Source organism: Rhodococcus sp. AW25M09 (genome assembly GCF_000333955.1).
GTDB lineage: Bacteria > Actinomycetota > Actinomycetes > Mycobacteriales > Mycobacteriaceae > Rhodococcoides.
In genome coordinates, this window is the sequence record NZ_CAPS01000146.1 from 15,324 (window position 1) to 34,627 (window position 19,304).

20 protein-coding genes are annotated in these 19,304 nt (G+C 65.0%); 14 read left to right on the forward strand and 6 right to left on the reverse strand.

The window, feature by feature from the left end:
• Positions 1–23: 23 nt before the first annotated feature.
• Genes RHODMAR_RS26280 through RHODMAR_RS27280 form a run of 7 tightly spaced genes read left to right on the forward strand, consistent with a single transcriptional unit; the run spans position 24 to position 8,753 of the window.
• On the forward strand, positions 24–1,919 hold the full coding sequence (locus RHODMAR_RS26280; RefSeq protein ID WP_008720876.1) for a hypothetical protein: 1,896 nt from the start codon (positions 24–26) through the stop codon (positions 1,917–1,919).
• Positions 1,916–2,233, forward strand: coding sequence for a hypothetical protein (locus RHODMAR_RS27275; RefSeq protein ID WP_008720879.1), 318 nt, complete (start codon positions 1,916–1,918; stop codon positions 2,231–2,233). The genes RHODMAR_RS26280 and RHODMAR_RS27275 overlap by 4 nt, the downstream gene beginning before the upstream one ends.
• Positions 2,233–3,936 carry a M23 family metallopeptidase gene (locus RHODMAR_RS26290; RefSeq protein ID WP_042940486.1) on the forward strand — a complete coding sequence of 568 codons (1,704 nt, stop codon included), beginning with the start codon at positions 2,233–2,235 and terminating at the stop codon, positions 3,934–3,936. Before RHODMAR_RS27275 ends, RHODMAR_RS26290 begins: the two co-directional genes overlap by 1 nt.
• Complete coding sequence (locus RHODMAR_RS26295; protein WP_008720881.1) at positions 3,933–4,514, forward strand: hypothetical protein; 582 nt, start codon at positions 3,933–3,935, stop codon at positions 4,512–4,514. Before RHODMAR_RS26290 ends, RHODMAR_RS26295 begins: the two co-directional genes overlap by 4 nt.
• Before the next feature lie 29 nt (positions 4,515–4,543).
• Positions 4,544–6,406 carry a type IV secretory system conjugative DNA transfer family protein gene (locus tag RHODMAR_RS26300; RefSeq protein ID WP_008720883.1) on the forward strand — a complete coding sequence of 621 codons (1,863 nt, stop codon included), beginning with the start codon at positions 4,544–4,546 and terminating at the stop codon, positions 6,404–6,406.
• Positions 6,403–7,182: a DUF4913 domain-containing protein gene (locus RHODMAR_RS29335; RefSeq protein ID WP_008720884.1), complete on the forward strand. Its 780-nt coding sequence runs from the start codon at positions 6,403–6,405 to the stop codon at positions 7,180–7,182. The genes RHODMAR_RS26300 and RHODMAR_RS29335 overlap by 4 nt, the downstream gene beginning before the upstream one ends.
• The gene (locus RHODMAR_RS27280; RefSeq protein ID WP_008720885.1) at positions 7,179–8,753 is read left to right on the forward strand and encodes a hypothetical protein; all 1,575 of its coding nucleotides are present in this window, start codon (positions 7,179–7,181) and stop codon (positions 8,751–8,753) included. Before RHODMAR_RS29335 ends, RHODMAR_RS27280 begins: the two co-directional genes overlap by 4 nt.
• Positions 8,754–8,960: 207 nt before the next feature.
• Here RHODMAR_RS27280 and RHODMAR_RS26315 read toward each other — a convergent pair whose 3' ends face one another.
• The 6 genes from RHODMAR_RS26315 to RHODMAR_RS26340 all read right to left on the reverse strand — a co-directional run bounded on the left by RHODMAR_RS26315 (position 8,961) and on the right by RHODMAR_RS26340 (position 14,436).
• Positions 8,961–9,641 carry a hypothetical protein gene (locus RHODMAR_RS26315; protein ID WP_008720886.1) on the reverse strand — a complete coding sequence of 227 codons (681 nt, stop codon included), beginning with the start codon at positions 9,639–9,641 and terminating at the stop codon, positions 8,961–8,963.
• 23 nt (positions 9,642–9,664) lie between these two features.
• Positions 9,665–9,901 (reverse strand): TIR domain-containing protein, encoded by a 237-nt coding sequence (locus tag RHODMAR_RS29655; protein ID WP_081606126.1) that lies wholly within the window; start codon positions 9,899–9,901, stop codon positions 9,665–9,667.
• A gap of 585 nt (positions 9,902–10,486) precedes the next feature.
• Complete coding sequence (locus RHODMAR_RS26325; protein ID WP_042940488.1) at positions 10,487–10,702, reverse strand: hypothetical protein; 216 nt, start codon at positions 10,700–10,702, stop codon at positions 10,487–10,489.
• A gap of 11 nt (positions 10,703–10,713) precedes the next feature.
• Complete coding sequence (locus tag RHODMAR_RS26330; protein ID WP_157226247.1) at positions 10,714–11,748, reverse strand: hypothetical protein; 1,035 nt, start codon at positions 11,746–11,748, stop codon at positions 10,714–10,716.
• Positions 11,749–12,310: 562 nt separating this feature from the next.
• Positions 12,311–14,029, reverse strand: a complete 1,719-nt coding sequence (locus RHODMAR_RS26335) for a relaxase/mobilization nuclease domain-containing protein (protein ID WP_157226248.1) — start codon at positions 14,027–14,029, stop codon at positions 12,311–12,313.
• Between the two features lie 26 nt (positions 14,030–14,055).
• Positions 14,056–14,436: a plasmid mobilization protein gene (locus RHODMAR_RS26340; protein ID WP_008720890.1), complete on the reverse strand. Its 381-nt coding sequence runs from the start codon at positions 14,434–14,436 to the stop codon at positions 14,056–14,058.
• A 417-nt stretch (positions 14,437–14,853) separates the two neighbouring features.
• On the opposite strand from RHODMAR_RS26340, the gene RHODMAR_RS26345 reads away from it, so the two are divergent.
• From RHODMAR_RS26345 to RHODMAR_RS26375, 7 genes are all read left to right on the forward strand, one after another.
• Positions 14,854–15,495: an NPCBM/NEW2 domain-containing protein gene (locus RHODMAR_RS26345; RefSeq protein ID WP_008720891.1), complete on the forward strand. Its 642-nt coding sequence runs from the start codon at positions 14,854–14,856 to the stop codon at positions 15,493–15,495.
• Positions 15,496–15,577: 82 nt separating this feature from the next.
• Positions 15,578–16,867: a pentapeptide repeat-containing protein gene (locus RHODMAR_RS26350; RefSeq protein WP_008720892.1), complete on the forward strand. Its 1,290-nt coding sequence runs from the start codon at positions 15,578–15,580 to the stop codon at positions 16,865–16,867.
• A gap of 142 nt (positions 16,868–17,009) precedes the next feature.
• Positions 17,010–17,429 (forward strand): hypothetical protein, encoded by a 420-nt coding sequence (locus RHODMAR_RS26355; RefSeq protein ID WP_008720893.1) that lies wholly within the window; start codon positions 17,010–17,012, stop codon positions 17,427–17,429.
• A 3-nt stretch (positions 17,430–17,432) separates the two neighbouring features.
• Positions 17,433–17,657 carry a hypothetical protein gene (locus tag RHODMAR_RS26360; protein WP_042940494.1) on the forward strand — a complete coding sequence of 75 codons (225 nt, stop codon included), beginning with the start codon at positions 17,433–17,435 and terminating at the stop codon, positions 17,655–17,657.
• A gap of 30 nt (positions 17,658–17,687) precedes the next feature.
• Positions 17,688–18,494 carry a hypothetical protein gene (locus RHODMAR_RS26365; protein WP_008720894.1) on the forward strand — a complete coding sequence of 269 codons (807 nt, stop codon included), beginning with the start codon at positions 17,688–17,690 and terminating at the stop codon, positions 18,492–18,494.
• Entirely contained in the window at positions 18,491–18,910 is a 420-nt protein-coding gene (locus tag RHODMAR_RS26370; RefSeq protein WP_008720895.1) for a hypothetical protein, read from the forward strand. The genes RHODMAR_RS26365 and RHODMAR_RS26370 overlap by 4 nt, the downstream gene beginning before the upstream one ends.
• A complete protein-coding gene (locus RHODMAR_RS26375; protein ID WP_008720896.1) occupies positions 18,907–19,236 on the forward strand; it encodes a hypothetical protein in 330 nt (109 codons plus the stop codon). Before RHODMAR_RS26370 ends, RHODMAR_RS26375 begins: the two co-directional genes overlap by 4 nt.
• Positions 19,237–19,304: the final 68 nt, after the last annotated feature.

The following is a 19,304-nucleotide window of genomic DNA, read 5'->3' on the forward strand; positions in this document are numbered from 1 at the left end:
CGACCGATCGAGAGGACCACCCGGTGCCCACCACCCACGCCCGACCGCCCAAGCCCGCATCGACCCGCGTCGACAAATACAAGGTCATGTCCGACGACGAGCGGACCGCGCTCGAACGGCGGTGCGCGGCCGCGACCGGTATCACCGCCTTCTGGCTGCGTGCCCGCCTCAACCGTGACGCGAACCATCGCCGCAACCGTGATCGCGACCTGGCACTGCTCGGTGACGGCACCGACGCGGCGCGGTTCACCGAATCCGACGCACGTGGATTCAAAGGCGCGAGCAGCGGCCGCATGGCCATCGTGTTGCCGCCGGTGGAGTACCGCGGCACCACCAAGCAGGTGGCGGGGCTGTATCCGTGGATCTTCGGTGCCTCCGCCCCGATCCTCGGACCCATCCTGGGACCGCACCTGTCGACCGGCGCTCCGGTCGGCTTCTCACCGCTCGCTGCGAAAGAACGCGGCGCGATCACCGCCCCGGCGTGCATCATCATCGCGCTCAACGGATTCGGTAAGTCGACCCTGCTGCGCCGTATCGCCCTGGGAGACATCGCCGCCGGTATCCGGGTGATGTGGCCCGGCGACGTCAAGCCCGACGGACGCAAGCTCACCGAAGCGGTCTGCACCACCGGTGTCAACGAAGTCGGTTACGGCACAGGATCGTTGAACCCCCTCGATCCCGGCCCGATCGGAGTCGCCCTGGCCCGGTACGTCACCATCGACCCGGACCTGCGACGACGCTACGAGTTCGCTCTGCACTTCCGTCAGGTCAACCTCGTACTGGCACTGTGCGAGATCGTCCGCCGAAGTCCGTTGCAGGACTACGAAGAAGCAGTCATCGACTCCGGTATCCGCTTGCTCTACACACCCGTCTCCGACGGCGGCCGCGGACACGACGTCGAGCGGCCCGCCCGCCTGTCGGACCTGCTCGACCTCGTCGACAGCTGCCCCGAGGAACTACAGAACGACGTCGTCGCAGACACCCCCGAGGAGTACCGCGGGCAGGTCAAACCACTGCTCCGGACCCTGCGCGCGCTCACCAAAGGCCGGTTCGGGGAAACGTTCGACTCGAACACCACCGTCCGGATCGACATCGACAACCCCTCGACCTGCCTGGACATGTCCGCCGTCCCCGAAGGCGACTCCCTGATGCGTGCCGCCGTGCTCGTCTCGGGCTGGTCGGAGTGCTTCGCCGCCGTCGACGCCGCGCACCTACGCGCCACCAGCGGCAACGGCCCACACCTGGCGTTCTCGATCCTCATGGACGAGCTCTGGCAGGTCCTCTCGTGCGGTCCGACGATGGTCGACCGCCTCGACGGCGTCCAACGCCTACAGCGCACCAAAGGCGTCGGCGTCATCGCGGTCACCCACTCGGTAGCCGACCTCGAAAAAGTCGGTGCCTCCGGATTCTTCGAACGCTCCCGCGCCCGCATCATCGGCCCCATCCCCCGCAGCGAAGTCGCCCGCCTCTCGGAGGTCATGCAGTTCTCCGAGCGGGAGAAGACGATGCTCACCAACTGGTCGGACTCGGCCGACCTGGGTTCGGCCGCGACCGCGATGACCGCGGCGCGGATTCGCTGCAAGCACTGCTCACGGTCGCTGCTCTACCTCGCAGGCACCCAGACACCGGAATGGGTCCACCAGGACAGCGAAGCGCGGTACTGCGACGCCGTCGACCCGCAACAGGACGCGTACTTCCAGGCGCAGGCCACCGACCGCATTGCTGAACCACTCGAAGCGGTCAAGCAGCCACCCTCCGGGATGGGGCACTTTCTGCTCAAGCTGGGTGAAGGCGGCCGCCCCGGTGTCCCGTTCCGGGTGTGGGTGACCCCGGCCGAGAAGAAGTCGGGAATCCACGACACCGATGAGCGGCTCGACGCGGCCGCCGAAGAGCAGCGACGCGCGGCGGTGACCCGATGACTGCGTTCGGTGGAGGTGAGCGCCGCAAGTACCGGATCGTCGACGACGCCACCCGCGACGCCGCTATCGGCACCGTGTGCGGTGCGATTGAGAAGGGAACATCGTTCACGGCGGCCTGCAAGGTCGTCGCTCAGCATCTCGACGTCGCCGAAACGACGGTGCGCGGTTGGGTGAACGACTCCGGTCGGCGCCCGCGCGCCGATTTCGAGCAGGTCCTCGAGCTGCGCCGCGCCCTCGAAGCCGCAGCCGAGCTCAACCACCGGCTCGCCGCTCAACGCACCAGCGGGTCGATGTTCGGGACGGCGACCAGCTGATGGCGTCGTCGTCCTCTTCCTCTTCCTCGTCGGCCGTGATGGGTGTGCTCGCGGCCGTCGTGGCGGTGATGATGAGCCTGGTCGTGATGATGGCCTTCCTCGCTCAGGACGAAGAGGACCAGGCCGCGATCGGGGCACTCGATTGCATGCCCGGCAGCAGAGCGACCGGACAGACGCAGGGCAACCTCCTTGCCGCGCCCGGGTCGTTCATCAAACCCGTCGACCCCGCCCAAGTGACGTTCACCAGCGGTTTCGGTACTCGCTGGGGTGCCCAGCATCAAGGCATCGACCTCGCCGGACCGATCGGAACCCCTATCTACGCCGCAGCCGACGGAACGGTCAACGCCGCCGGGAACGCGTCCGGCTTCGGGCAGTGGGTCGTGCTCGACCACGTCATCGACGGCAAGACCATCTCCACCGTCTACGGCCACATCGACACCTTCACCGTCGCCGCCGGCCAACCCGTGCGCGCCGGGCAGCTCATCGCCACCCTCGGTAACCGGGGTGAGTCGACCGGCCCGCACCTGCATTTCGAGATCTGGGACGGTGGCCACGCCGGCGGGCAGGCCATCGACCCCCTCGCCCAGTACGAAGCCGCTCCCGCACCGGGGCAGGCTCCCGCTGCGCCGAGTCCGGCACCGGCCGCCCCTGCTGCTCCTGCTGCCCCGGTCGACCAGCTGGCCGGCGCTACCGCAGGCGGTGGTGACCTCTCGGCCCCGACACCGGCGTCGATGGGCTCGGAAGCGAATTTGCAGGTCGGCACGAAACGGTTGATACGCGCCCTGGGTATGAAGTTCGGGGACCGGCTCGACTCGCTCGGCGGGTGGCGAGCGAACGGCGGAGCGGCCACCGATCACCCCGAAGGCCGCGCCGTCGACGCGATGATCCCGAACTACTCCTCCGGCGAAGGCGTCGCGCTCGGCAACGAGGTCCTCGATTACGTCGTGGCCAACGCGGACTTCTTCCACCTCGAGTACGCGATCTGGCGTCAGACCATCCATTTCCCCGGCCAGGAGCCCTCACTGATGGAGGACCGCGGTTCGGACAACGAGAACCATATGAATCACGTCCACATCACCGTCGACGCCTCCGGCTTCGACGACGCAGCCGCGGTCTGGGGACAGCTACCCGGCGGCGGGGCGGGATCGAACGCTGCGGCCACGAGCCCGGGCTGCACCGTCGCCGGCGGAGGCCTCGGTGAAGATCTCGCCGACGGATCGGTCCCACCCGAGTTCGAGCAGTGGATCCGCAAAGCAGGCGGGATCTGCCCGCAGATCAAGCCCTCGCTCATCACCGCTCAGCTCGACGCCGAGAACGGATTCGCCTACGGCGCAAACGCTCCCGTGTCCTCCACCGGTGCCGGTGGGCCCGCGCAATTCATGCCGGGCACCTGGGCCAGTTACGGCAAGGACTACGACGGCGACGGACGGGTCGACATCAACTCCATCGGAGACGCGGTCATGGCCCAGGGCCAGTACATGTGCGATATCGCCAAGGCCATCGATGCCGGGATCGCGGACGGACGTGTGGCCGCGCCGAACGGTCCGACCGAGCTGTATCTCGCCGGCTACAACGCCGGCGAGGGAGCCGTGCTGTCCTCGGGCGGATTCCCCACCGGTTCCACCGATTACGTCGTTCAGACCCGCCCGTACGCCGACAAGATCATCGCCGGTGAAGCCAAGTACAGGAAGCAGAACTCATGAACGCCCACTCCAACGCTCGCACCGCACTGGTCCATCGTCGACGACTCCTGCTCGCTGCGGCCATCGCCGCGGTACTCGCTGTCGCGGGCTGCGGTGGATCACCCGATCCCGATCCGATCCCCGAAGGCACCGACGCCCACGTTCAGATCGACCCACTCGACCCCTCCGGCCTCGACGCCCCCGGTGCCGCGACGACAGCGATGAACGCCATTCTGTCCTGGCAACCAGCCGTCGACGACAGCAAGGCCGCCGCGCTCGCCCGCGCACGGCCGTGGATCACCACACCCCTGATCGACACCCTCGATGCACCACAGAGCACAACCGAGCTACGTCCGGACAAGGAGTGGGACGCCTGGGCACGCTCGAAAGATTCCCTCACCGCCACCTGCTGGCCCGTCGAGGGTGCCACCGCCCCGCCGGCCGGAATGCGCACGGTCATCGTCGACCTCGAATGCCGCCAACGAGTCCTCCACGCCGACGGCTCCTCGACACAGCGACCCACCGAACCGTGGCGCGCCACCGTCATCACCACCCCAAACGGGTGGAAACTGTCCGACTTCCGCTACCGCACAACCTGATCCGCCACACCCACCCTAGGAGAACCAGCGTGAACAACGACGTCAAAGATCCCACGAACGACACAGCCGCCACGTGGCTGCTCGGCGGAATTGCCAGTGCTGCAGTACTCGTCGGCGGAGGAGCGTCGATCTCTCTGCATCTGGGTAGCGCTCTGTCCGATACCGAACAGAATGTGCCGGCCAACCCTGCCGACGTCGTCTCCCAGCTCTACACCGGTGATCTGGTGTGGCCGACCGGTGCCACCATCGTCGCAGTGTTCTTCGCACTCCTGCTGCTGGTGTTGCTCGGGGCGGTGGCGGTCGGCCTCGCCCGTCGCCGGGCCGGCCGCAGCCGCGTCGATGACGCCGCCAAATATCTCGCCTCCATGAAGGATGTCCGGTCGTTGACCGAAAAGTCATGCCGCGCAGCAGCAGGCAGGCTCGGAACCTCGATCGAGAAGGGTTGCCCTCCAGGGGTGCCGCTCGGTGTCATGGTTGGAACGAACGCCAGGCTGTACGCCGATATCGAATCCACGCACGTCGACATCTGGGGCCCGCGTACCGGTAAGACCACCTCCCGGGTCATTCCAGCGATCCTCGCCGCGATCGGATCGGTGTTGACCACCAGCAACAAACGCGACGTCGTCGACATCACCCGTGCGTACCGTTCCGAGATCGGCACCGTCCGCATCTTCGATCCTCAGCGGGTGGCGCACGAGCCCCCGACGTGGTTCTGGGATCCGCTGTCCTGGGTGCGATCGGCTACCGCGACCACGGCCGCGACGGACGACATCGACGATGTACTCAGCGACGTATCGGTGCACGAACGCAAAGCCGCGGCACTGGCCAAGCAGTTCGCCGTCGGCGCGGACGGGCAAGCTGCCAGCAAGGACCCGTTCTTCGACCCCGAAGGTGAGGACCTGCTCGCGTCACTGATCCTCGCTGCAGCAACCTCCCGCTACGGCATCACACAGGTGTACCGGTGGGTGACCGACGAGCAGAACCTCGAACCGATCCAGCTGCTCCGCGAGGGCGGCTACTCCCTGATGGCAGACGGCCTCTCCGCCCACTACAACGCCACCCCGAAGCAACGCAGCGGCGTATTCACCACCGCCAAGAAGATGATCAACTGCCTCAAGCTCAGCTCGGTGCATCCCTGGATCGAGCGGACCGGACCGGGCGATACCCGGCCCGAGTTCGACCCGGCCACGTTCGCACGGTCGCAGACCGACACCCTCTACAGCCTGTCCAAGGAAGGCGTCGGGTCGGTCGGGCCGCTGGTCACCGCCCTCACCGTCGCGGTGTGTGACGAGATACTCGACTACGCCAGCGAGATCGAGGGCGGGCGTCTGCGGACACCGGTCCTGTTCGCCCTGGACGAGGTCGCCAATGTCGTTCGCTGGCAGGAGCTTCCCGGCCTCTACAGCCACTTCGGCTCGCGCGGCATCATCATCATGTCCATCCTGCAGTCGTGGTCGCAGGGGGTGCGCTGCTGGGGCGAGGACGGCATGAAAGCGCTGTGGTCGGCCGCGAACGTGAAGGTCTACGGCGGCGGTGTCGCCGTCGACGACGGACCGTTCCTGCGCAACATGTCCACTGCCGTGGGCGATCACTACGAACTCTCCGGATCGGTTTCGTCCGGACGAGGCGGTGGGTCGCAATCGCGGCAGCGCACCAAGGTGCGCACCCTGACCGAAGACGCCCTCGAAGCCCTCCCCCGCGGCCGCGCCCTGGTCCGCTCGTCGGGCAACCTGCCGGTATTGATCAAGACGGTGCAGTGGAGCGACGGCCCGTACGCCGACGCCGTGGCCGCCGCGCAGGAGCGAGCCAACCAGGCCGCCGACGACCGAGCCCGCACCGTCCGACTCGACAAAACACCCGAGTTCAGCGGAACCGAAGCCACGCCGCTATGAGCGACGACGATCCCGACTTCGATCCGCTGAGCGAGATCCCCTCACCCGACGAACCCCCGCCCTACGACGACCTTCCAGCGTTCGAAGATGCCCCGCCGTTCGGTCCGGGCAACGAGACAGTCGGCGACGCAACAGAATACGCGACGGCAGACGAGCTACCACAGAGTCTGCAAGCGTTGGTCGAGCACAGCGTGAACAGACGCATCAGCAAAGAACTCGCCGCCATCGCGGAGGCGCAGTTCGAGGAAGCCCTGACACCCGAGCTGTACGAACGGATGCAGACCGCCACGGCACGCGCACTGGCGGCCCACCTCGAGGAAGCAGCACGTCGAGCCGAAGCGGACGCCGACAACGCCGAAGCAAAGCCGGTGTACGAGACCCTGCTCGACTTCGTCGACGAGATGATCCGGCCGCACTATCGCCGCGAGGTGGTCGACGGCAACAGCAAAAAATGGTGCCCGCAGTGGTGGGCGCACGGTGAGGCGTACCGCCGTCTCGACGCTCTCTGGCGAGCGTGGGAGCACCTGAGGCAAGACCCGAACACCGGGATGAGCGTGTGGTGGAGAGATCACGCCGACCACCACATGAGCAAGCTGTTCGACCCTCAGGGCCCGTTCTCCGCCTGCAGCGTCAAACACGGACACAAGACGTCCCTGCCGCCGCTGCCCGCAGATCCACCCGACCCGGCCCTGTTCGGAACACCCGCAGATCCGCGAACCGCCGCCCCCGCACCTGAGCTCGTACCCGCCGCATCCGAAGGAGACGAACACCGATGACTCACCCCACCGACGCCCTCACCGACGACCTCGCCCGCGCCCTCCGCACCACCCTGCAGGTCGCCATGCTCGCCGGCCAGGACATCGCACGTCGACGCGAGAACCGACTCCGCCAGGCGCAACAGGACAGCGAGCAGCGCGCCGCCGCCCTCACTGCCCGCCTACGGGCCGAACAAGCCTCCGCTGAGGCGCAACTACGTCCGGTTCATTCACCGCGCTGGTGGACCGCTGCAACCCCGGAGATCCTTGCGAACACCTACCGCACCGCGTACGCCTGGAAGGACCAATCACCGCTCGCCGCCGACACCCTCACCCGCCTCGACGAGCAGCTGACGCAGCGGCACGGAATCGACACCAGCAAGCTCGGAGTCGACCCTGCAGCCGTCGCGGACAAGGTCGAAGCGGTGATGAACGAACGCATCGCCCGCGAGAAGGCAACGGAGCCGTACACCGAGCGCGGCTTCACCATCGTCGAGGACCGTCCCGCCGGCCGAGGATTCATTCCCACCTGGGACCTCCGGCAAGCCAGCGGTGAGAACGTCGATCAAGAGACCATCGACACCGCACCCGCTCACTGGGCGGTCTACCTCGCCCGGGACAAAGAAACTGGCGACTGGACGCCCGAGTACTTCTGCACCGACCCCGACGCCGCCGGCTTGAACCGCCCAATCCCACCGCTGCATCTCGCCTACGAGGACTGGTGGTGGGAGATGGCCGCCGAGCACCAGATCGCGGAAATCCACGACCAGTTCATCCACAACGGCAGCGCCTACGGCATCGCCCACATGCAAGATCAGATCTCCCGGCGCTACGGCATCGATGCCCGACCGTTCGCCGGCCTACCTGACGACCTCGCAGCCCGCATCAGCAGCGTCAATGCCGAACGCGACAAGGAACGCGCCGACGACAAAGGCACCCGAGAGCGAGTCGACGCCGCCGCTGCAATCGCACAGACCGACGCGATCGACAAGTCGGCCGACCGCCGCCAGACGAGCGAAGCTACGGCGCAAAGCGCGCAAGAGCCCGCACCCTCACCTCGCGAACAGCAGGAATTCGCGGACGCGTTGGAGTGGGCCAAACAGGCTGTACCGCGCGACGCCGAACGCTACGTCGACACGGTCGGCCGCCGCCAGGACGCTGCCCGCGAAACCATCATCACCGGCTGGGAAGTAGCACAATCGAAAGGATGGGCCGCCGACCACGCGCCCGCACTTGCAGCCCAGTTCGCGCAGAGCGAGGCATCAGCGAACCGCGAGGACTACCTCACTGCCAGAACGGAACTGATCGGGGAATGGACGACCGCAGGACGTCCCCGCGTCGATGTCATATCAGCGTTAGCGCCGCCTGCAGTCCCGTTCAAGTACGACTCGAAGGAACGCCGCGACGCACTGACGGCGACGCTGACAGCTGCCGGCGTCGATCCGGATGCGATCGCAGCCCGGCTCGCCGCTGATCGCGACAACGCCCACCCGATCGGCGCTCCTGTCGCAGGCGCGTCTTCATCGCCGAAGGCCCGCAAGGGCGACCGCAGCGCCGGTGTCGAAGTCAGTACCGAACGCGGAGATCGCTGACCACGGCTCGCTCGCAAGTCGCCACCTGCAACAACGTCATGTCCGCCCGGCGGGATGAAAAGCTAGCGGCACAGTGTTAATATGCTTATGAGCAAGGAATCAACCCTCTAGGTGTAGTGCCTCGACAGTTGGTCTGGCCCTCGGTGTAGCTACGGCAGCCGGGGGCTGCTCTGTATCTGGACCCAGTTCGCCAAGCGCTGGAACCGATCAGTCGGTCACGTCGACGAAGTGCACTTGCTTCTTGATTAGGTCGAACATCGTGCTCGTCTCATCGCTGTGGGTGAGAGTGCGCCGGTAGGCCGCAGAGACGACGTCGGGTAGCCAGAGCAGGCGCTCGAATCTTGGCGAAGTCTGCAGAAGGCGGGTGTTACGGGGGACCTTCTTCTCGGCGACCAACTCTTTGTGGTTGAGCCTGTCCTTGTTGCGGAAGTTCATCTGGTTGCGCTCTTCTAGCACCAGGAGTTCCACTGGCTCCCACCGGCCGGTGGCTCCGGCAGCAAGTTCGATCGCCAACGCGCGATAGCACGCCCGCCGAGCCTCTTCGGCGTCGTGATCGTCCTTGTCGACAGGGACTTTGTGCGCAATGACGCACGCCTCGAATCCTTCCCCCAAGTATTCGAGCATCCGGCGGGTTTTCACGCGGCCGTCCTCTTCGAGCAACGCGTCTGTGGTGTGCCACCACGTTCCGTCCACGATGTCGCCGAGATCGCGCCTGAGCTCCCCCATGGCGTCTTTGTGGACGATCACTGCAGTGAAGATGTAGAAGGTGTTGGACATCGTCACTGTGGGATCCGGTGCCTGGTAGGACTCGTCGAGGTAGGCGACCTGACCTGACGTCCGTCTGTACGCCTCCGCGACGATGTCACCTTTGGCCCTGTCGAATCCCACCGGATGATCCTAGTGACGTTCCTTCAGAGCAGACCTTCGCGTTCCAGGACTTGACGGAGGTCTTCGTAAATCGCAGAGATTCTGTTGGCTGGGTACCGAAGTTGGCTCAGTCCTGTGATATTGGAGAACTCTTCGCACCCCTCCTCAAGCAGGACTATGGCCTTCTCGAAACCGAGACGTCCCTGAAACAGGCCTACTTCGTGAATTACGTTGGCTCGCGTGCCACAGCAAGATTCATCGACCCCTCGGTCCCCCGCCAGAACGGTCGTTCAGAACGACGTCACCGAATCCGGAGTGTCCGTGGCGTCTCTACGGTTTTACCTGTTGCTAGTTGCGCTGTCATGTAGACACCGGACACTCTCTCGTGCAGGACTTCGCGCGAGCTTCTGACAAGGAGCTCGGCGTGTTCGGCGGACAGATACCAGCTGGCGTTGGAGCCGGGCTGCAACGTCAGCGGAAGGTCAGGTCCGATCCGTTCTCCAATCGGTACGAATCGCGCGGACCCACCGCGTGAAAGCATCGCGACCGTCTCCACGACGACCGGTGCTCGCCCGTGATTCGTGACCTGAACACCCACTACAGGTGACCCGGTCACGCCCTGTCGCTGCAAGCTTGTCGTGTCGAATCCTGTGCCGTCTTTCCGAACAGGGCCCACCCAAGCTTGAGCTCCGTCCGACAGCCCGTGCATCAGGGAAGCCTTTGGCCTTCCGGCAGAGAGCAACCACTGCGCTATCTGCCACCCCAGGGAGAGCCCCGCCAGTACGAGCGAGAGAGCCGAGATGAGCAAGGCCACTGACGACGCGTCCACAATCAATCCTCTCTAGCGGGTTGCACGCGCACAGCAACTACAAACTCGGTGGATTGCCTTGGCCGTTGTCGTCTTCTTGTTCGTCGTCGTCCATGCGGCGAATCTGAAGTACGACGTCAACCTTGAGCGAACGAATCACTTCTTTGTCTTTGACGAAGGTGAAGAACTTGGCGTCTACCTTGTACGAATCGGCCTCGATCACTTTGTCGAAGTCTCGTCTGTTGCTGTTGTACAGGACCTCGAACCTGGCCATCTCTGGTCTCCTTACTTGATCTTCGAGGCGGATGGTTTGTTGTCGTGGCGGGCATCGACAAACAGCGGCTTCATCGTGACGCCTTTCTGGTCGCTCAGAGTCCTGCAAGTGTCCTTGACCTTGTCGATGCGAGCGGTGGAAAAATCTTGGTCGGTGAATCCGACACACAGGTAGTAGCCGCCAGAAATTTGCTCCGTCTTGAGATACTGCGGTAGCTGTTTTTCCCGGCCTTGGAAGAACTTGGTGCTTGCGATGAACTTCACTTCGATCAGAGCGCGTTTGGTCCAACCGGCCGAAAATTTGAAGTCGACCGGCCCTCGGCCCATGTTGGGTTCCTTGCTGATATCGACGTCGGCGGCTTTGCACTGCTGCACCCACATAGCTCCAGCAATTGCTTGGACAATTTTCTCGTCGCGGTGCTTGGTCAGGTCGTCGTTCCACAGAGCCTTCCACAGGTCGGTGTCTTCGACTGCCGTCCTGAACTCATCGGCAAGATCCTTGACCCAGTCCATAAAGTCGGACTGAGACTTCGGCTGCGACACGCTCGAACTCGCCCCCGCTGCAGCCTGGCGACCGGCCTCAGCCCAGCCGACCAACAGTTTGGGATCCCGTTGCACGTCGTACGGCAGAAGTTCTTCGTTTTCGAGGGTTTCCAGGTAGCGCAAAGCAATGTCCGGCCGAGCTCGGGCGACAGCATGACCGCGCGCGGTCTTCGCCTGTTTTGTCAGAGACTCCTCCAGGTCGTAATTCAGATCATCTCGCAATACGTCGGCCTCGGTGGCCTCGGCCCATCCCCAGAAGCCGTCCGCTGTCACACGAGGGATGTCTTTCAGGAAACGTTCTGGAACCAGAAGAAGTCCGCCACTGACGGCGGGGCTCTTGGGCAGCGCAAGTCGCCGGTCGTTCCATCGCCCTTCTTTGGTCCAAGAAGCGTGCTTGACCATGACGTCAGTCGTCGGAATCGTGTGCCGAGTGACGATCTGACTGGTGTAGTCGATGAACTTGGCTTTGACGATGTTGCAGAACGCATCGCTGATCCGGTCCACGCCCATTCCATCGCAGAACAGAGCGAAGGCCTCGACGTAATCGACTGTGCCGATCGCGTGTGAGTTCAGGATGTCGAGTGCTTCGGCCATGCGCCGGGCGAAGTCTCTGCCGGTGCCCGATCCTTCTGGGTGCCCCATCGACAGGCCGAGCGCGAACTCTTTCGGTTCGGGGAAGCGAAGCATGCGCTCGGCCTTGCGCCATGCTGGCGAGTTCTTGTCTCCGCCGGCTCGTGCTACGTACCTGACAGCAAGTCCGAAGAAGTCTGTCAACTGGTCATGTGTGCCGGACCAATACGGGTCAGCATCGTCGAAGACAAGGAACGGGTCGACATACAGCGGCGTGTCTTCGGTGCACTCGAGATCGAACCAGTCGTCATCGTCATTGCGAGAGATCGAGAACTCGTCTGAGAAACGCATCGCTGCCCCCGAAGCACTCTGAGCCCCGGTCGGTCCGAAGCTAATTCTTTACCGGATCATGAATGTGCGGTCGCTGCCAGCTGCCACGCCGAAGGACAGCAGCGCAGGCGCACATGCTCCACAAGCTGTCAGACGTATCTGGATGTCAACGCTCTACACCGGGTTCGTTTCGGCGCGTTGATTGTCGGTTAGGTGCAGCTTGCGGGGAGGCCAAGGTGTGAGACCGGTTAGGACGCCCGACAGTGTCGGCATGGCGCGCTTTGAGGACTTCTTTGATCTCGTCGGAGATGTCGGTGCGCGCATCGACTTCTGCGTCGTACGCCTTGCGGTGCTCACTGGCCGTCAGTGGCCGTGTGCGCTCGGCAACCGAAACCGGTGATGTCGCCTGATATGCCTCGGCCGTGGGCTGTAATCGTGCACGTACGGCTGCGAGTTCGGTTAGCGCCAACGTCTCCACCGTCGACGCGCGCGCCAGATCTCCTACAGCGCGGTGCGCGTCCGCGATCGCTTGCATTGTCTTGGTCAACTGTTGCAGCAGCAGCATGTACGCCGCTGTCGGGTCGTCGGTGGCGAGCTGCAGCATGATCAGCGCAGCTCCGCCGGCGGAGATCGTCTTCTTCGGTACCGGTGCGCGTTGGTGCGCCGAGATCTGCGCCGAGTCGGCCAGTGTTCGTGCCGCCGCAGCCAAGGGACCGGGCGTGGTCTCCACCCGCGCCGACCATGCCGCGAACACACCGGAGGTGCGGCCGGCGGCGCGTGCCCATTGCGCGGTGTCGGTCGCTGGGATCGACGCGAGGTAGGTGTTCCATTTGCCGATGTCGTCGGCGGCAAGGGCGACCAGCTTCGGGTCGATCGGCGCGCGTTCGCGCCCGTCGGTGACGGTGACCGCTGTCCCGCGACGCGTGGCCTTCCACTCGGCTGCAGCCGCTGTACGGGCGTCCTCGCTCTGGTCCCATTCGTCCCGCAACCGCGGCAGGGTGAGGTCTTTCGACAGGCGTCCGCCGCCGTACCAAACCGGTTTGCTGCCGTTCGCGCGGTCGGCGGGTGTCGGTGTCGTGGCCACGGAATAGCCGACCACCTCGCCGGCCGAACCCTTGTCGTAGCGGGGGCGCACCAGAAGCTTGTGTTCGCGTAGCCGGCGGACAAACTCGGCTTCGGTCTTCGATGCGGTCGCGCAGGCCCGCACCGTCCGCTCCATCGACTCGCGCGCAGTTTCCGGTGCACAGGCCCGTCGCGCTCGCGCCGCTTCGGCCGGTTTGATTCCCCGCGTGCCGCGCTCGGCTTCCCGTGAGGCCAGCACCACCAGATTGTGTCGCCGTTCGAGGACGTTGCACGCCGCCTGTGCGCGCTTGAAGTCGTTGAATGTGTTGACCTTCGTTCCGTCCTCGCGGACAGCGGATGCCGCGATGTGGATGTGGTCGCCGCCGGCTGTGGTCTTGCCGTGGCGGATCGCCACCCAGCGAGCCGGGGCGCGCGGTGAGTCCGCGTCGTCGAAGTCCATTTCCTTCATGAAGTCGGCCGCGATCGTCGCCCACTTCTCGTCCGACAGCTCGCCCTCATCGGGGTTGAGCGAGAGGGAGCAGTGCCACACGTTCTGATCCGATGTCGCGTCGGCCAACGCCACCGACCGCGGCACTCCGTCGTCGATGGCAGCGTTCATCTTCCGTCGGCTCGTCACCGACACCTCGGTCCCGAACACCACCCGCGCAGTATCGAGCTTTCCGGCCAACTCGATGGCATCTTCGTGCGACAGCTCCCCCGCTGGTGCCCCATAGACGATGGCTTCGTGGCCGGTGACGATGTGCGGATTCTCGTGCTCGTTCGACTTACCCGGACCGGCGAGATACACCACCAGACCGGTCATCTTCGCGCCCCGAGTGATGTTCGGTATCAACGCCCGACCAGATCCCGGGGCAACCGTTCGAGTCGATCGAACACGCGCCGCACCGCCGCAATCGCCGCCGCCGTCTCCGGAGGCAACTCACCCGTTGCATTCGCCACCTTGGCCAGCTGATTGAGATTGCGGCCCACCGCCGCAATGAGCTTCGTCGCCGCGAACAACTCCGTCAGATCCTCACGCGAGACCGTCGAGCGCGGGGCTTTGAGAGCGGAGTCGATCAACAGCCGGGCCACCGTCACACCCTGCACTCGGGCAGCAGCCTGGACCGCCATCTCCTGCTCGGCCGTCAGCTTCACCACGTGCCTGTACTCACGGCCCCCGACGACGTTCGACTGACGGGTGCGCAGCCACCCAGCTTTGCGTTCTGCCATCACCCGCTCCTCCCGTTCGCATCTCACATCGGCCCAGCGCAGCGACCCCAGACCTGGGGACCACGCGATCAGCGTGTCAGATTTCCGTCAGGAAATCCACACTTAGGGCACCTAAGTTATAGCTTGCTCCGCCAGGAGCACGCTGGTGGCTCGCCGAGCCTGCGAAGTGGGTCACCAGCAAAGACGCTCAGGACGAGCGCCGCGAGTTCCGATTTCGCGCGCCACAGGTGCGCGGCCGGCGGTTGTCCCCGGTTGTGGGTCTCGGACCCGATTGTGGGTGCCTGAGATCGAGCGGAGCGGCCTGGGAACTCTCGGACATCCACATGAGGACCACGTCCGATCCACAGTTGGGGGCAACCGTGCACGTCACCGATTCCGCAGACCGTGCATCCCCGTGCGGTCCGGTTAACATGAGCCATGAATTCCGGGGGGACAGAACACAAACCGACCAAAAGGCAATGGTTCACCGCATCCATCGTCATTCCTGTTGTGGCCGCCATCGGGGCCGCGGCGATCGGGGCGGGCGCGCTCGTCTACGTGAACAGGGACAAGGACGACTCCGCGTCGACCGCCGAAAGTCCCACGTCTGCGGAACCAGTAGTACCGCCTGTCTCGCCACCGACGACCACCACCAGCGCCACACCTCGCCCAGCGGCGCAGGTGTATCTCGAAGACCTCGACCCGATCGAGGGCAATCCGCGCAACGGATCCGCCGACATCAACGGTGAGACGTATCCACATTCCGTCTACACGAACTTCGGGGGCTGCCGAAAGTCCGGTAAGTACGTCTACGACATCGGTCGCGACTGGACCACGTTGGACACCACAATCGGGTTGCGCGACGACACCGAAAGCGCCTCCGTCGTGCAGGTCGAGATCTTCGACCGAGACACACCCATCTACAACTCCGGCAACCTGTCCGTCGGACAATCCATCCCGGTAAGCATCCCCATCGACGACGTTCTCCAGCTCAAGATCGGTTTCGTCTACATCGACGGGGAGATGGGCATGTGCAGCGACGACGGATACGTCGTCTGGGGCGACCCGACGTTGCGGTGACAAGCGCCGGAACACACAGCCCGTCCCCATCGCACGCACACCTTCGACCCACACCCCGGGAACGGGCGACAGGAGACAACCGGTGGCTCTACGCAAGCATCCCGAACAACCCGAGCCATCGGAACCGTTGCTGTCGTTGACCCTGTTGGGGATCGGCGCGTCCACGCTTGTCGGCGCAATCTTCTTCTACCTGTTCGCCTGGCAGCAGCAAGGTCCGTTCGGGAACTTCTTCCTCACCGGTCTGGCCGGCCAACAACTCTTCGACTCCGCACGAACCACGGTCACGCTCGTCGGCATCGTCGGGCTCGGCGGCGCAGCCTTCATCGCCTACCGACGCCAACGCACCACCGAAAGCGCAGAACGGACAGCACTGAACGCACTCGCGTTGGGACAACAGCAATTCGGTCACGACTCCGTACGCGCACTTCGAGAGCGCTACACCGCCGCAACCGAGCAACTTGGCTCGAGCTCATTCGCTGTACGCCTCGCCGGTCTCTACGCCATCGCAGCCCTCGCGGATGACTGGCGCGCAAGCGGCGAACCCGGCGAGCAACAGACGTGCATCGACGTCATCTGCGCATACCTACGCACACCCACCATCCCGATGAAAGAATACGTCGACGAATACAACGAACCGATCTTCGTCGAGGACGTTCAAGCCGGTTCTAAGGCCGAACACGAGGTACGGCGCACCGCTGTCCGGATCATCGCCGAACGAACGAGACCCCGAGCGGCGGCACTGCCCACTCCTGGCTCATACGCAGAGTTCGTCGACGGGCCGTGGTCCGACCGCAGATTCGACCTCACCGGTGCCAAATTGGTCGATGCCGACTTCTCCAGCTGCACATTCGACGACCTCGATCTATCGAACGCACAGTTCATCGGACAAACAACGTTCAGCGCATCGGAGCTTCGACGAGTCCACTTCACAAACGCTCGGTTCTACACACACGGGCTGAAGACGGGGCGTGCCAGTTTCTCAGCGGCACATCTGAGAACCGCCATCTTCAAAGACGTGGGCATGCTCGTGCCCTGCACGTTTGACGGGACACAGTTCGAGGAATCAGCCACCTTCTACGGTGCCAGGTTCCTCGCGTCGGCCTCGTTTGCCGGTGCGCACTTCTCGGAAGCGAGCTCAACGCTGTTCGACGAGGTCGACTTCGGCAACGACATGATCACCTTCGCCCGCGCCCGTTTCGACGGCCCGGTCGACTTCTCGACAGTCGATTTCACGTTCACAAGACGTGTCAACTTCGAAGGCGCGGCCGGCAGCACTCCCCCACGCATTGCGCCGGACACCCGTGATCGCTTCCCCGGATGGCCATGGACCGACGACGCCGATCCCGGCACTGACGGGCCAGAGCCCGCGTGAGTGCGTATGCGGATCTGCCACCGATCCGATAGCGTTGCTGGTGGATATCGGGCAGCCGTGCGGGCCGTCCGAGACCGCGTTCATAACAGCGCCACGCATCGGTTTGCGTGTGCGCTGCACGCCGTCTCCGAAAGGTCCGCACATGTCCAGCACTGCTCTCGATCCCACGACCGTTCGCGCCGCCGCTCAGGCCGCTCTCGATGCCCGGCTCGGTCTCATCGATGCCATCGTCGCCGCGCAGAACGAACGCACCCTCGCCGCGACGAAGGTCGCCGAAGCACAAGCTGCCGAACGGGCTGCGGCCGCGACAGAGCTCGCCGCCATCAAAGCTGCGATAGACGGTGGTTGGTCCGCCGCCGAACTCCGCAAGGCCGGACTCAAAGTCCCCACCTCCGCTGCGGGCGGTAAGAAGTCCAACACCGCAGCGTCCGCCAAGACGTCGCTGCGGCCGCCGCGACTGCAACCGTCATCGACGCCGGCGAAGAACGAGAACGATGCTCCCGACTCGGGCGGCACGGACGCTGACCGCAACTCGTCGGAGAGCTACGCGAACGCGAGCTGACCGATGGCCGTTCTGTACTGGCTGACCGTGGCACTGGCGCTGACGTCCTTCCTCACGACGGCAATCGCTGGTGCCCGGCTCGGCCTCACGCTCAGGCACACAACCGTCTGTGGACCGTTGGACGACCGCATCAGTCGAAACCTGGTCCTGATCGGTCTTCTGTGCGCCGCCGCCACCCTGGCTCTCTCGGCCTGGACATCGTGGGGCCCGAACCCCATTCCGCTCTGACCTGTCTCGCCCCAATCGAAGGCATCCATCATGGACACCACAGATCCCCACTCGCTCCCGCCGGCCACAGAGTCCCACTCGGCCGCGCCCTCGACTCGTACGCTGATCGAGATCTCGACCCTCGACCAACACGGCGACCCCGGGTTCGTACACACCCGCGGACACTTCCACTCCCCCTCCACTGCGGCCCGGTTCGCGGTGAGCCAAGCAGAAACCGTCGCGGACCTCCGACAGGTCGATACCGTCGCCTCGACGTTCATCCACACCGTCGACGACTCGCTCTGTCTAATCGGGACACCCGGCGAGATAGCGTGCGCTCTGGCGTCGATGTCGGCCTACGCGCCGGGTGTCCGGTCGGCGGAACTGCCGCCACCGGGCTACGTCACCACCGCAATCGGGGTCTGGACCGCCACACCGATCGAGCCGCTTCCCGGCGTCGACCCGGCCGACCTTATCGACGTCAGCGTGCACTCGACTCGGCCCGATCCGTTGCCGGACTCGACCACGGTGGCCGGCGACTTCCTCGCCCACTCGGCGCACATCTTCGCCGGCGCTCTCGCCCGCGAGATCACGATGCGCAGCGGCGGCCACAGCGAGGCGACCGTGAAGACGGTGCCCGGGCAACGGCGTCTCGTCGTCGAACACCCGGTGGAGGTCGACGAAACCGATGCCGCAGCGGTCGCCCGCTACACCCGGATCACGCAACTGCGGGCGAACATCGCTGCCCTCGACCCGGTGGCGGACGCCGAATGCGCGGTCGGCCTCACTGCCGAGCTCCACGTACTCGAAAGCCATACCCGCCGGTCGTTCGACGACGAATCGGGCGCAGTGGCGTGATCGACGTCGGGTGGTATCTGAGCCTCGTCGGGCACCGGACGGCCGACGAGATCCCCGGGGTGATCGAGCGCCTGCAGGCGTGCGGGATCACTGCGGAGACCCTCGACAAGGTTCTCTGCGCGCCGGACTCGCTGCTGTACGCACCCGAACGCGACGGCGAGGACTGGGCGCAGCAGTACGGCGGACCGATCGGTGCCACACTGCTCACCGCCGAGCTGCTCGCCTACCTGTCCCATCAGCACCGCCTCGCCGCGCTGATCCATCGGGATCTAGTCACCGAGATGGTGGCCACCGACTCCGTGGCCACCGTCGCCAGCCATCTCGGGACCACCGAAGCCGCGGCATCCCGACTGTTTCTCGTCCCTCCCACGTCTCCGGCCACCGGCGACGCACCGACCGAAGGACCCACACCATGAGCACACCCGACTCCCCCGCCCTGTCCGACCTCGACGCCGTGGAGCTCGACATCCTCGCCGAACTGCGCTCACCGGAAGCGGTGGCCGCGTTCGAGATACTGCACAGCACCGTCCGCCCGGAGGCCGGGCCGCGGTTCGTCGAGCTGCTGGCGATCATCAACGAGCTCTCGGGCCCGAACTTCGCCGTCGACGCATCACTCGATCTGCTCGACGCGGTGCAAGATTCGGGCGACCTCGAGGTGGTCGTCGCAGCCGCCCCCACCGTCGACGATCCGATCACCGCGCTCGCTCTCGCGCAGGTCTTGCGGAGGATCCGCGAGGACTGACAGCCACACCATCGCGATCGCGATAAACAGCTGAAACCCCCGGCCACACACTGTGGTCGGGGGTTTCA